The organism is Nocardioides sp. NPDC092400 (assembly GCF_040684155.1).
In the GTDB taxonomy this organism is placed as follows: Bacteria; Actinomycetota; Actinomycetes; order Propionibacteriales; family Nocardioidaceae; genus Nocardioides.
Map to the genome: position 1 here is coordinate 1,362,413 of NZ_JBFBFJ010000001.1, position 13,063 is coordinate 1,375,475.

Annotated in this window: 12 protein-coding genes; 5 read left to right on the forward strand and 7 right to left on the reverse strand. The window is 74.6% G+C overall.

The features are described 5' to 3' along the window. Nucleotides 1-4: 4 nt before the first annotated feature. The 4 genes from AB0N29_RS06755 to AB0N29_RS06770 are packed head-to-tail and all read right to left on the reverse strand — an operon-like array spanning nucleotide 5 to nucleotide 4,434. Nucleotides 5-601: a GNAT family N-acetyltransferase gene (locus tag AB0N29_RS06755; protein ID WP_364865154.1), complete on the reverse strand. Its 597-nt coding sequence runs from the start codon at nucleotides 599-601 to the stop codon at nucleotides 5-7. Continuing rightward, nucleotides 598-2,229, reverse strand: coding sequence for an amidohydrolase (locus AB0N29_RS06760; RefSeq protein ID WP_364865156.1), 1,632 nt, complete (start codon nucleotides 2,227-2,229; stop codon nucleotides 598-600). Before AB0N29_RS06760 ends, AB0N29_RS06755 begins: the two co-directional genes overlap by 4 nt. Beyond that, entirely contained in the window at nucleotides 2,226-3,695 is a 1,470-nt protein-coding gene (locus AB0N29_RS06765; protein WP_302271463.1) for an AMP-binding protein, read from the reverse strand. The genes AB0N29_RS06760 and AB0N29_RS06765 overlap by 4 nt, the downstream gene beginning before the upstream one ends. Further along, entirely contained in the window at nucleotides 3,688-4,434 is a 747-nt protein-coding gene (locus tag AB0N29_RS06770) for an enoyl-CoA hydratase/isomerase family protein (protein WP_302271465.1), read from the reverse strand. Before AB0N29_RS06770 ends, AB0N29_RS06765 begins: the two co-directional genes overlap by 8 nt. A 101-nt stretch (nucleotides 4,435-4,535) precedes the next feature. Here AB0N29_RS06770 and AB0N29_RS06775 point away from each other — a divergent pair, with 101 nt between their 5' ends. The 5 genes from AB0N29_RS06775 to AB0N29_RS06795 all read left to right on the forward strand — a co-directional run bounded on the left by AB0N29_RS06775 (nucleotide 4,536) and on the right by AB0N29_RS06795 (nucleotide 10,206). Further along, nucleotides 4,536-5,108 carry a TetR/AcrR family transcriptional regulator gene (locus tag AB0N29_RS06775; protein WP_302271468.1) on the forward strand — a complete coding sequence of 191 codons (573 nt, stop codon included), beginning with the start codon at nucleotides 4,536-4,538 and terminating at the stop codon, nucleotides 5,106-5,108. Nucleotides 5,109-5,245: 137 nt separating this feature from the next. Then, complete coding sequence (locus AB0N29_RS06780; protein WP_302271470.1) at nucleotides 5,246-6,928, forward strand: long-chain-fatty-acid--CoA ligase; 1,683 nt, start codon at nucleotides 5,246-5,248, stop codon at nucleotides 6,926-6,928. Nucleotides 6,929-7,349: 421 nt separating this feature from the next. Beyond that, entirely contained in the window at nucleotides 7,350-8,927 is a 1,578-nt protein-coding gene (gene lnt, locus AB0N29_RS06785; RefSeq protein ID WP_364865160.1) for an apolipoprotein N-acyltransferase, read from the forward strand. Continuing rightward, nucleotides 8,924-9,679 carry a polyprenol monophosphomannose synthase gene (locus AB0N29_RS06790; protein WP_302271475.1) on the forward strand — a complete coding sequence of 252 codons (756 nt, stop codon included), beginning with the start codon at nucleotides 8,924-8,926 and terminating at the stop codon, nucleotides 9,677-9,679. The genes lnt and AB0N29_RS06790 overlap by 4 nt, the downstream gene beginning before the upstream one ends. Then, on the forward strand, nucleotides 9,679-10,206 hold the full coding sequence (locus AB0N29_RS06795; protein ID WP_364865163.1) for an FxsA family protein: 528 nt from the start codon (nucleotides 9,679-9,681) through the stop codon (nucleotides 10,204-10,206). The genes AB0N29_RS06790 and AB0N29_RS06795 overlap by 1 nt, the downstream gene beginning before the upstream one ends. Nucleotides 10,207-10,234: 28 nt before the next feature. On the opposite strand, the gene AB0N29_RS06800 is transcribed toward AB0N29_RS06795, so the two are convergent. The 3 genes from AB0N29_RS06800 to AB0N29_RS06810 form a co-directional block, all read right to left on the reverse strand. Next, nucleotides 10,235-10,621: an RNA polymerase-binding protein RbpA gene (locus tag AB0N29_RS06800; protein WP_154614289.1), complete on the reverse strand. Its 387-nt coding sequence runs from the start codon at nucleotides 10,619-10,621 to the stop codon at nucleotides 10,235-10,237. 232 nt (nucleotides 10,622-10,853) lie between these two features. Further along, nucleotides 10,854-12,203, reverse strand: a complete 1,350-nt coding sequence (locus tag AB0N29_RS06805) for an MFS transporter (protein ID WP_364865165.1) — start codon at nucleotides 12,201-12,203, stop codon at nucleotides 10,854-10,856. Next, nucleotides 12,200-13,012 carry a glycerophosphodiester phosphodiesterase gene (locus AB0N29_RS06810; RefSeq protein WP_364865167.1) on the reverse strand — a complete coding sequence of 271 codons (813 nt, stop codon included), beginning with the start codon at nucleotides 13,010-13,012 and terminating at the stop codon, nucleotides 12,200-12,202. Before AB0N29_RS06810 ends, AB0N29_RS06805 begins: the two co-directional genes overlap by 4 nt. Between the last annotated feature and the right edge of the window lie 51 nt (nucleotides 13,013-13,063).

Consider the following 13,063-nt stretch of genomic DNA (forward strand, 5'->3'; position numbering starts at 1 on the left):
TCGGTCAGATGAGTCCGCTCGCGTTCAACGTACGGCGCACGACGGGGTCACCTGGCTCGCGTCCGTAGCGCCAGCGGAAGACCGCCTCCACCACGGCGCGCAGCGGAGCGTCGTCGCCGACGCCGAGCGGGGTGTCCATGAGCAGCAGCCGCGGCGCGTGGCCGTCGTCGTGCGGCGGCTCGTAGTCGCGCACGGGGAGCAGCCGGCCACCGAGCCGCTCGTAGAAGACGATCCGCCTCCGGTGCTCCTCGACCAGGTCGGCGGCGAGCCCCGGCTCCGCGGGGTCCTCGACGTCCCACACGAGCCGCGTGCGTCCCTCGGTCGCCAGCAGGGCGGTCAGGTGCGCCCACATCGCCGAGCCCGTGCCGCGGCCGCGGCGCCCGACGGCGTAGTAGCGCAGGAACGTCCAGGTCGTGGGGCCGAGGTCGCGCACCAGCGCCAGGCCGGCCGGCCCGTCCTCGTCGACGTAGACCAGGAGCCGGTCCACCAGCAGGTCCTCGAACGGCGCGGTGAGCTCGTCGGGGAACGACGCCTCGTAGATCTCCCGGACCCGCGCCAGGTCGGTGGGGGAGAGGTCGGCGACCTCGACCAGCGTGCTCATCCGTGCACCAGCCGTCCGCCGAGGACCGTGCGGAGCACCTCGATGTCCCGGATCCGGGACGGGTCGACGCTCGCCGGGTCGTCCGAGAGCACGGCGAGGTCCGCCAGCCGCCCCGGCAGCACCTGCCCGCGCTCGTGCTCCTGGTGCGAGGCGTACGCCGACCCCAGGGTGTACGCCGTGAGCGCCTCCAGGCCCGTCAGCGCCTCCTCGCGGCCCAGCGCGCGACCACCCTCGGTCATCCGGTTGACCAGGTCGTGGATGCCCAGCAGCGGCCGCCCCTCGACGACCGGCCGGTCCGAGCTGCCGGGCACGACGATCCCGGCGTCGAGCAGCGACCGCCCGCGGTAGGCCCAGCCGGCCCGCTCCGGCCCGAGCGCGCGGAGCATCCCCTCGCCGATCTCGCCGACGAAGCGCCCCTGGGGGACGGGGACCACACCGAGCTCGGCGGCCCGGGTGACCTGGTCGGGGCGCGCCACCCCGAAGTGCTCGATCCGGTGCCGCACGTCCGGCCGGGGCCAGCGGCGCTGCGCCTCGGCGTACGCGTCGAGGACGAGGTCGATGGCGGCGTCGCCGATGGCGTGCGCGGCGACGCGCCACCCGGACCGGTGGGCCTGGAGGATCCGGTCGCGCAGCGCCGCGGCGTCGTCCTGGAGGTAGCCGCGCGTGCCGGGGGTGTCGGTGAAGTCCTCGGTCATCGCGCAGGTGTGCCCGATCAGGGAGCCGTCGGAGAAGACCTTGACTGGCCCGATCCGCAGCCGGTCGTCGCCGAGCCCGGTGCGGATGCCGAGGTCGATCCCGGTGCCGAGGTCGTCGGCGGGGTGGGCGGTCAGCGGTCGGAGGACGTCGGCGGCGACCATCAGCTCGACCCGGACGGGCAGCCGGCCGGCGTCGCGCGCGGCCTGGTACGCGGCGACCTCGACCGGGCTCTTCCCGATCCAGCCACCGCCCACGCCGGCCTCCACGACGCTGGTGATCCCCTCGGCGAGGTACGCGTGCCCGGCGCGCTCGACCGCGTGGACCAGCGTGGCGACCGGGTAGGGGAGCACGAGCGGCGACAGCAGCGACTGGGCGGTCTCCTGGAGCAGCCCCGTCGGGCGGCCGGCGTCGTCGGTGACCACCCGCCCGCCGGGCACCTCGACCGGCGCGTCGGCGATGCCGAGGTCGGCGAGCACCGCGGACGAGACCACGCACATGTGCCCGGAGGCGTGCTTGAGCCAGACCCGACGGCCACCGGCCGCGCGGTCCAGGGCGTCCCGGTCGGGGTGGGCGCCGACCTTGTTCTCGTCGTACCCGGCGCCGACCACCCACTCGTCGGGGCCGAGGCCCGCGGCCCGCGCCGCGACCGCGTCGTACAGGTCGGCCAGCGAGGGCACCCGGAGGTCGACCTCGGCCAGGGAGAGCCCGTACCACGCCATGTGGTTGTGGGCGTCGTGGAAGCCCGGCACGACCGTCGCGCCGTCGAGGTCCACGACCCGGTGCGCCGGGACGTCCTCGAGCGCCACGACCCGGCCGTGGAGGATCGCCACCGATCCTGCGACCGCCGAGCGGTCGCGGCCGCCGAGCGTCCGGACCCGGGCGTTGGTGAGCAGCAGGTCGGCACGGAGGGTCCCGGCACGCGTGCCGGTCATGCCAGCTGCGCCTTCGCGACCCGGTGCGACGCGGTGAGCGGGAGGTCGTCGCGGACCGCCCAGCGGCTCGGCACCTTGAACGGCGCGAGCCGCTCCCCGCACCACGCGGCCAGCACCGCCGGGACCTGGTCGGCCGCCAGGCCCGGCGCGACGACGTACGCCATGACCTCCTCGCCGCGCACCTCGTCGGGGACGCCGACGACGGCCGCGAGACGCACCCCCGGGTGGCTCATCAGCACCTCCTCGACCTCGTGCGCCGCGACGTTCTCGCCGCTGCGCCGGATCATGTCCTTGAGCCGGCCCTGGAGGAAGACCCGGCCGTGCTCGTCGGTGCGGGCCAGGTCGCCCGTGGGGAACCAGCCGTCCCGGAACGGGCTGGGGTGGCCGAGGTAGCCGGTCATCATCCCCGGCCCGCGCAGCCACAGCTCGCCGTCGACGACCGTCGCCTCGCGGTGACCCGCCGGGCGTCCCAGGCAGCCGCTCCCCACCAGCTCGTCGTGGTCGGCGTCGGTGACCCGGATGTCGGCCCCGGTCTCGGTCATCCCGAACGCCTCGTACCACCCCACGCCCCAGCGCTCCTCGAGCTCGGCGTGCAGCGACGGCGGGATCGCCGAGCACTGCACGGCGCGCACGCGGTGGGCACGGTCCGCGGCGTCCGGCGGCATCCGCAGCAGCAGCACCGGCATCGACGCCAGGCAGTAGAAGTAGGTCACCCCGTGCGCACGGACCCGCTGCCAGAACGTCGAGGGGTGGAACCCGTCGAGCACCACCAGGTGCGCGCCCGCGAGCAGCGCGCTGACGACGTTCCACTGCGGGTCGACGTAGTGGAAGGGCTGAGCGGTCAGCATGACGTCGTCGCCGGTCAGGTGGGGGAACTCGCGCAGCATCGAGGAGCCGAGGGTGGTCCAGTACTCGTGGGTGAGCAGGCAGCCCTTGGGCCGGCCGGTGGTGCCGGAGGTGTACTGCACGTTGACGACGGCCCCGGGGTCGACCGGGCCCTGGACGTACGGCGCGGTCGGCCGCAGCTCCTCGACCAGCACGACCCGCGGCGGGCGGTCCAGGCCGTCCAGCACCGCCCGGTGGTCCGCGGCCGTGACCGCCAGCCGCACGCCGGCGTCGTCGACCAGGTGCTGGGCGTCGGCCGAGCGGTACCGGACGTTCAGCGGCACGATGGCCGCGCCGAGCCGGACGAGCGCCAGCCACGCCAGCGGGAAGCCCGGCTCGTTCCCGAGCACCACCGCCACCCGGTCGCCGGGCCGCACGCCGAGCTCGCGCAGCGCCTGGGCGTACGACGCCGTCCGCTCGGCCACCTCGGCGAACGTGAGGACGGTGGCGCCCCCGTCGGCCGCCTCGAAGGTCCACGCCGGCCGGTCCGGCCAGGTGGCCGCGGCGCGCTCGAGCGCGACCACCAGGTCCGCGGGGAGGCCGCCGGTCGAGTCACGGGGGAGGTCAGGCTGCTCAGCCACGGACGAACGCCTCACGCGGGGCGGCGCCCTCGCCGGACAGGGAGGTGAGGACCGCGTGGTCGACCTCGCGGGCGAGGGCCTCCCCGAAGCTCGCGTCGAGCCCCTGGTCGAGGACCTGCTTGGCCAGGCTGACCGCGAGGGGAGGGCGCTGGGCCAGCCGGCGGGCCAGGTCGAGCGCGACCTCCTCGAGGTCATCGGCAGGAACGGCACGCGCGACCATCCCGATCCGCGCGGCCTCGACACCGCTGACCCGTTCGCCGAGCAGCAGCAGCTCCTTGGCGCGGGCCCAGCCGACGAGGTGGGGGAGCAGCCGGGAGACGCCACCGGTCACCGAGAGCCCGACGCCGACCTCGGGGAACCCGAACGCGGCGTCCTCGGCGGCGACGACGACGTCGCAGGCCAGCGCGAACTCGCACCCGGCGCCGAGGGCGTAGCCGTGCACCGCGGCCAGGACGGGCGCCGGCAGCTCGCGGACGAGCCGGGTGACGTCCTGGATCGCCTCCAGCCGCGCGCGGGTCTGCAGCACGGTCTCGGCGGGCGGCTCCTCCTTGAGGTCGTGCCCGGCGCAGAAGGCGCGGCCGGCGCCACTCAGCACGACGGCCCGGGCGTCGTCGGCCATCGCCCGGCGCAGGGCGTCGACGAGCCGGTCGGTCAGCTCGGCGGTGACGGCGTTCAGCCGCTCGGGCCGGTCGAGCACGATCCGTGCCACCTGCCCGTCGAGCTCGTAGCGGACGACCACGCGCACTCCTCCTCACATCTTTGCCGATCGATCGATCGATCGGGCTAGGGTGACCGTAGGCCGCGGCGGGCGGCCGGCACAAGCGGTCCGGAGGAGGAGACGTGGCGGGAGCCGGGGAACGGGTGCGGGAGGCGGCCCTGGAGCTGTTCGCCGAGCGCGGCTTCCACGGGGTCGGCATCCGCCAGCTCGCCGAGCGGGCCGGGCTGTCCTCGGCGTCGCTCTACCACTACATGGGCACCAAGGAGGACCTGCTCGCGGCGATCATGCGTGAGTGCCTGGACCGGCTGCTCGGCGACGCGGAGGCCGCGACCGCCGCGCACCCCGACCCGGTCGCCAGGGTCGACGCCCTGGTCCGGGCCCACGTGGTCAGCCATGCCGAGCGGCCGCGCGAGACACGCGTCGTGGACGGCGAGCTGGCCGCGCTGACGGGGGAGGCCCGCGCCGAGGTGGTCGCGCTGCGCGACCGCTACGAGCGGGTGTGGCAGCAGGCGATCGACGCCGGGGCCGCCAGCGGCGTCTTCGTGGTCGGCGACCCGGCGGTCGCCAGACGGGCACTGCTGGAGATGTGCAGCGGCGTCGCGCGGTGGTACGACGCCAGCGGCCCGATGGGTCTCGAGCAGCTCGCCGACCTCTACGCCGGCATGGCCCGCCAGCTGCTCGGCGTGCGCCCCTGAGGAGCCGGACCGGGTCGGCCGGACCCGTGTGTGGCCCGCGCCGCATGCCCGCCCCGACGTCGCGCACCCTCGCGTCCCGGAACCGCGCCGCGGCGTAGCGTGACGGCGCCGACAGCAGCCGCTCCAGGAGGACGACAGTGACGACCGAAGCACCCCGGTGGGCCGACTCCTACGCACCCGGGGTGCCGCTGCGGCTGGACCACCCCGACCGCTCCCTCGTCGACCAGCTCGAGCTGACCGTCGCGCGGCACGGAGCCCGGCCCGCGCTGGACTTCCTCGGCCGCACCACGACGTACGCCGGGCTGGCCGAGCAGGTCGAGCGGGTCGCCGAGGGGCTGCGGCGGCTGGGCGTCGGGCGCGGCGACCCGGTCGCGCTGCTGATGCCGAACTGCCCGCAGCACGTCGTCACCTTCTTCGCGGTGCTCCGCCTCGGCGCGGTGGTGGTCGAGCACAACCCGCTCTACACCGCCGAGGAGCTGCGGGCGCCGTTCCGCGACCACGGGGCCCGCGTGGCCGTCGTGTGGGACAAGGCCGCACCGGTGGTCGAGGCGCTGCGCGACGGCTCCGCGCTCGAGCACGTCGTCGCGGTCGACCTCACCGCCGCGCTGCCGCTGGCCAAGCGGGTCGCCCTGCGGCTGCCGGTCGCCAAGGCCCGCCGGGCGCGCGCCGAGCTGACCGCCGCCGCGCCGGGCACGGTGCCGTACGCGCGGCTGGTGGCGTCGGACCGGATCGCCGCCGACCATCCGCGCCCCACGCCCGACGACGTCGCCCTGGTGCTCTACACCTCCGGCACCACCGGGACGCCGAAGGGCGCCGAGCTGACGCACCGCAACCTGATGGCGAACTGCGTGCAGGGCCGCGCCTGGGTGCCCGGCCTCCGGGAGGGGGAGGAGACCTTCCTGGTCGCCCTGCCGCTCTTCCACGCCTACGGCATCACGATCTCCCTGCTGGCCGGCGTGCTCCTCGGCGCCCGGCTCGTGCTGCTGCCCAAGCCCGACGTCGACCTCGTGCTCGACGCCGTCCGCCGCCGGGTGCCGACCTTCGTGCCGGCCGTCCCGCCGCTCTACCGCCGGATCGCCGAGGAGGCCGAGCGGCGCGGCGTGTCGCTGCACGGGATCCGGTACGCGCTGTCCGGGGCGATGCCCCTGCCCGCCGACCTGGTCGAGCGGTGGGAGGCCGCCACGGGCGGGCTGCTGGTCGAGGGCTACGGCCTCACCGAGACCTCGCCGGTGATCGTCGGCAACCCGATGTCGCCGGCCCGGCGGCCCGGGGCCATCGGGGTGCCGTTCCCCGACGTCGACGTCCGGGTCGTCGACCGCGACGACCCCTCCCGCGACGTGCCGCTCGGCGAGCCCGGTGAGCTGCTCGTCCGGGGTCCGCAGGTGTTCGCCGGGTACCGCGGGCGGCCGGAGGAGACCCAGGCTGCGTTCCACGACGGCTGGTTCCGCACCGGCGACGTCGTGACGATGGCGCCCGACGGCTTCCTCACGGTGGTCGACCGGGTCAAGGAGCTGATCATCACCGGCGGCTTCAACGTCTACCCCAGCGAGGTCGAGGCGGCCCTGCGCGAGCACCCCGACGTCGCGGACGCAGCGGTGGTGGGGGTGCCCGACGGCTCGGGCAGCGAGCAGGTCGTCGCCGCGGTCGTCGCGGCCCCGGGCGCCGTCCCCGACCCCGCCGACCTCGAGGCACACGCCCGCCGCACGCTCACGGCGTACAAGGTGCCGCGCAGGTTCGTGGTCCTCGAGGAGCTGCCCACCAACCCGATGGGCAAGGTCCTGCGCCGGGAGGTGCTCGCGCTGGTGCGGTCCGCCGTCTAGACGGCTGGACCACTGGCGCGGACCAGTGGGCGTGTCGCGGGGCCGACACGCCGAGCGGACGAGGTTTTCGGCGCCGATCGTGGCCGCACCGGCCCACCTCTGACCTGCTCCTTTGCGCGTCGGTGCAGGTCAGCGCGCGGTTGACAGGCACCGCCGCCGCCGGTGAGTGTGTCCCGTCCGCCCAGGCACAGCGTGGCCTGTGGACCGACGTCCGAGTGACCGGGCCGGGGGGTGTGGTGCCCAACACCGCTCCGGCCTTGTTCGCGGAGGTCGGTCCGCACCACGAGGTCGGACGCGGAGTGACCCCGAGCCCCCTAGACAACTTCCCGGCGCCTGCACCCAGCGGTGGCCCGGATGGCCCGAAGGGACTCGGGGGCACTCCGCTGCCCGCCGCTCAGGCCGGCCGGATACGGTCGGGCTCGTGCTGAAGCGGTGCCTCGTCGCCCTCGTGGCCGGTGTCCTCCTGGCCCTGGCCTTCGAGCCCGTCGCCGCGGCGTACGTCGTGCCCGTCGCGGTAGCCGGCTTCGCGCTGGCCACCCGCGGCCTGCGGGCCCGCTCGGGGTTCCTCGTCGGACTGGTCTTCGGGGTCGCGTTCTACTTCCCCCACATCCACTGGATGACCGCCGTCGGCACGGACGCGTGGCTGGCCCTGGCCGGCGTCGAGTCGGTCTTCTACGGCCTGCTGGGCGCCGCCGCGGCGTACCTCCACCGGCTGCCCGGCTGGCCGGTGTGGCTCGCGGCGGCCTGGACGACCACCGAGGTCTGGCGCAGCGGCTGGCCCTTCAGCGGCATGCCCTGGGGTCGCCTCGCGTTCGCGGTGGCCGACACCCCGGTGGCGCCGGCCCTGGCCTACGTCGGGATGGTCGGGGTCAGCTTCCTGCTGGCTCTGCTGGGCTTCCTGCTCGCCGCCGCCCTCCTGGCCCTGGCCCGGGCCCGCGACCGGGGGGCCGTGCGCGCCGCGGTCGTCCTGGCCGCCGTGGCGGTCCTCGCCGTGTTGCCGGCCGCGGTGCCCTACGACGTGCCGTCCGCTGACCCCGCTGGGTCCGGCGCCGACACGGTCACGGTCGCCGCCGTCCAGGGGGACGTGCCCGGCCCCGGCAACGACATCCTCTACGACTACCGCGGCGTCACCGACAACCACGTCGAGGCCACCGTCGCCCTGGCCGAGGACGTCGCCGCGGGCGCCGTCCCGCCACCCGACCTCGTCGTCTGGCCCGAGAACTCCACCGCGGTCGACCCCTTCGCCGACGCCGCCACCAACGCCGGGATCCGCCGGGCGGTGGACGCCGTCGGCGTCCCGGTCCTGGTCGGCGCGATCGTCGACGCCGGGCAGACCAACGTGCTCAACCAGGGGATCGTCTGGGACCCGGTGACGGGGCCGGGGGAGCGGTACACCAAGTGGCACCCGGTGCCGTACGGCGAGTACATCCCGTTCCGCGAGTTCTTCACCGGCCAGTTCGGGCGCCTCGCGATGATCCCCCGCGACATGATGAGCGGCACCCGCACGACGCCCCTGCGGATCGCGGGGACGACCGTGGCCGACGCGATCTGCTTCGACGTCGCCTACGACGACGGGATCCACGCGCAGGTCCGCAACGGCGCGGAGCTGCTGACGGTCCAGACGAGCAACGCGACCTTCATCGAGACCGACCAGATCGACCAGCAGTTCGCCATCACCCGGCTGCGCGCGATCGAGACCGGGCGCAACGTCGTCGTGGCCGCCACCAACGGCGTCTCGGGGATCATCGGGCCCGACGGCGAGGTGGTGTCCAGCGCCGCGCCCCGCACGCAGGAGGTGCTCGTCGCCGAGGTCGGGCTGTGGTCCGGCACCACGCCCGGTGTGCTGCTCGGCCCCTGGGTCGGGTGGCTCAGTGCGATCGCGACGGGTGTCGGCCTGGTCGCGGCGGTGCTCACGTATCGTCGGAGACGGGAGACGCCCGCACCCGCCGGTGAGCCGGTCGCGGTGCAGGGGAGCGAGGAGCAGGAGAGGGTGCGGTGAGCCAGCCACGGGGCCGCGTCGTGATGGTCGTCCCGACCTACGACGAGGCCGAGAACATCGCCTGGATCGTCGAGCGGCTGCGCGCCGCCGAGCCCGACGTCCACGTGCTCGTCGTCGACGACTCCTCACCCGACGGCACCGGCGACATCGCCGACCGGCTCGCGGCCGCGGACGACCACGTGCACGTGCTGCACCGCACCGAGAAGGCGGGGCTCGGCGCGGCGTACCTCCACGGCTTCGCCTGGGCGCTCGAGGAGGGCTACGACGTCATCGGCGAGATGGACGCCGACGGCTCCCACCAGCCCGAGCAGCTGCACCGCCTGCTCGACGCGCTCGAGGACGCCGACCTGGTCATCGGCTCGCGCTGGGTCCGTGGCGGGTCGGTGGTCAACTGGCCGCTGCGCCGCGAGGCGCTCTCCCGCGGGGGCAACCTCTACGTCCGGCTCCTCCTGGGGATCTCGGTCCGCGACGCCACGGCGGGCTACCGGGTCTTCCGGCGGCAGACGCTCGAGAAGCTCGACCTCTCCGCGGTCCGCTCGACCGGCTACGTCTTCCAGACCGACCTCGTCGCCCGCACCCTCGGCGCAGGGCTGCGGGTCGTCGAGGTGCCGATCGAGTTCGTGGAGCGCGAGCGCGGCGACTCGAAGATGAGCGGCGCGGTCGCCACCGAGTCGCTCAAGCGGATCACCCAGTGGGGCCTGGCCGAGCGCCGCGCCCAGCTGCGGCGGGCCTGGCGCCGGAGGCGGCCCTGATGGCGAGCCCGCGCCCCGCTGCCCGTACGTCGCGCCGCCGGCGGTGGACGCTGCTGCTGCTCGTGCTGTTCGTGGCGGTCCCGCTCGCGGAGATCTACGTCCTGATCCAGGTCGGCCAGGTGATCGGCGCGTGGTGGACGATCGTCCTGCTCGTCCTCGACAGCATCCTCGGCAGCTGGCTGATCAAGCGCGAGGGCGGCCGCGCCTGGGCGGCGCTGCGCACGACGCTCGCCTCGGGGCGGATGCCCGCCCGCGAGATCGCCGACGGGGCGCTCGTGCTCATCGGGGGCACGCTCATGCTCAGCCCCGGCTTCGTCTCCGACGCGTTCGGGATCCTGCTCATCCTGCCGGTCACCCGGCCGTTCTTCCGCCGCCTGCTGACCTCCGTCGTCGCTCGGCGCCTCGTCATGGCCGGCCCCGGCGGCCCCGGCGGTCCCGGCTTCCCGCGCACGCCACGTCAGGGCCCCGGAAATGGCGGACGCCCCGGACCAGACGTGGTCCGGGGCGACGTGGTGGACGAGCCCTAGCCGGAGGTCAGGGCTGCGGCCGGAGCGCTCAGGCGCTGGCCTTGCGCTTCTTGGCGTTGGCGCGGTGCAGGTGGGCCGGGCCGATCTCGCCGCCGCGCAGCAGCTCCAGGCGCTCCTTGAGGATGTCCTCGAGCTCCTTCTCCGAGCGGCGCTCGAGCAGCATGTCCCAGTGGGTGCGGGCGGGCTTCTCGGCCTTCTCCTCGGGCAGGATGCCGGCGGTGCTCAGCGCCTCGGCGCCACAGCGCGGGCACTCCCACACGGCGGGGATGTCGGCCTCGACCGACATCGTGATCTCGAACTCGTGGCCCTGCTTGCAGCGGTACCCGACCTGCTGGCGGGCGGCGAACTCGATGCCACGCTCGTCCTCGAAGCTCTGGCCTCCGAGCCGCGCTCCACGAAGTGTGCGCTCAGCCATGGAACGCCTCCCGTTCTGGTATCAGCCATTGACAACTCGAAGTGTTCAACGGTACTGAGCCGCCCAAGATTCCGACAATCGAGCGGCGTCGGTCACTCGGTGCCCCAACCGCGGGGACTGCACACGGTGCGGCGGCGGGTCGGGGGAGTGGCGGGGGCGCGGAAGATCCATCGGCTGGCCGCTGAAGCTCCCCGACGCCGGACCGGTGCCGGCCGCGCGTCCGGCGGGGCGATCAGACGACCGCGGGCATCCGGTTGCCGGCGTCGCGGATGCCGCGGGCGGTGTCGACGCGGGCGAGCAGTAGGCCGCCGACGACGAAGAACAGGATCAGCGCGAAGATCGCCGGGCGGTAGGAGTCGGTGAACTGGTAGACGAGGCCGAAGACCAGCGTCCCGAGCCACGAGGTGCCGCGCTCCATGGCGTGGTAGAAGCTGAAGTACTCAGCCTCCTTCCCGCGCGGGACGAGCAGGGAGAAGTACGAGCGCGCCAGCGCCTGGGTGCCGCCGAGCACCACGCCGATGGCCGCTCCGAGCAGCAAGAACGGCACGAGCGCTCCGTCGGGGATGAAGATGGCCGCGGTGACGATCAGGCTCCACACGGCCAGGCCGGCCAGGATCACCTTCTTGGCGCCGACCCGCACCGCCGCTCGACCGAAGAGCAGGGCGCCGAAGACCGCGACCAGCTGGACCAGCAGGTAAGTGCCGAGCACGGTGCCGGTCTCGAAGCCGAGCTCCTCCTCGCCGTACACCGCGGCCTGGCCGATGACGGTCTGGATGCCGTCGTTGAAGAACAGGTACGCCAGCAGGAACGTGACGGCGACGGGGTACTGCCGCAGCTCGCGCAGCGTGACCCAGAGCTGGCCGAAGCTGCGCTGCACCACGCCGCCCTCGACCGGCTCGACGTCCGCAGGCGGGTGGTTGCGCAGCCGGGCCCAGGGGATGAGCGTGAACCCGGCCCACCACACCGCCGCGGAGAGCATGCTCAGCCGCACCGCCATCCCCTCGGTGAGCCCGAAGGTGTCGTGGGCGCTGACCACGACGAAGTTGACCGCGAGGAGCAGCCCGCCGCCGGCGTACCCGAACGCCCATCCGCGCGAGGAGACCCGGTCCCGCTCGTGCTCGTCGGAGATCTGCACCAGGATCGCGTCGTTGACGACGGCCGCCGCCCCGAAGCAGACGTTGGCGACGAGGAACGCCGCGACCCCGAGCTGCCAGTTGTCCTCGGTGACGAAGAACAGCAGCGCCCCCGCCGCCGCCCCGGCCCACGCGAAGCCGGCCAGCAGGTCCTTCTTCCGCGACGTCCGGTCCGCGACCGCGCCGAGGAGCGGCAGCAGGACGGCGGCCAGCAGCGTGGAGGCGGTGATGACGTACGCCGGCAGCGACCCGGGCGCGAGGCTGAGCCCGAGGAGGGAGACCCGGTCGTCGACCGCGTCCTCCTCGGCGACGGCGATCAGGTAGGGCCCGAAGAGGACGCCGGCCACCGTGGTGGCGAAGGCGCTGTTGGCCCAGTCGTACCAGTACCAGGCCCGCTGCTCGCGCGCCCGGCTGAGCGGCTCGAGGTCGGCGATCGGGGTCGGGTTCACGTTCGTTGCCTCCACTGTCCTCGGCGGACCAGCACGTCCAGCAGCACGTCGGTGCGGTCGGTCATCAGCCCGTCGACCCCGCGGTCGAGCAGGAGCTCCATCTCGTCGGCCGCGTCGATGGTCCACACGTGGACGTGCAGCCCGGCGGCGTGCGCACGGCGCACCAGGCCGGGGGTGGCCACTGCCCACCGGCCGCGACGGTGGGGGACCTGGAGGGCGGCCGCGCGGCCCCGGGTCACCAGGTCGGCCAGCCGCCCGCTGGGCAGCAGCCGGAAGGCGGCGATCTCGGCCGGCGTCGCCGCGGTCGCGACGCGGCCGCGGGTCAGCGCCCGGAACCGTCGCATCCGCGCCTGGACGAAGGAGCCGACGAGCACCCGGTCGTGCTCACCGTGCTCATCGAGGAAGCGCGCCAGCGCGCCGGCGGCGCCCTCGGACTTGAGGTCGATGTTGAACCGCGCGTCGGGGAACGCCGCGAAGAGCTCGGCCAGGGTGGGGACCTGCTCGCGGCCACCCACCCGCGCGCGGCGCACCTCGGCGTACGACATCTCCTCGATGACGCCCTCGGCGTCGGTCACGCGGTCGAGCACGGCGTCGTGGAAGGCGAGCAGCACGCCGTCGGTGGTGACGTGGACGTCGGTCTCGAGGTAGCGGTACCCCAGGGCCACGGCGTGCGCGAACGCCGCACGGGTGTTCTCCAGCCCCTCGATCTCGGGGTGGTAGGCGCCGCCGCGGTGGGCGAAGGCCAGCACCGTGCCCGGCGTCGCGAGCACCTCGTCGAGGTAGGCCCAGCCGGTCCGAGGTGCGGTCACCGGAGCAGTATGGCCGCCCCGGTGACCGCCGCCGCGCTCACGTCGCCCGGT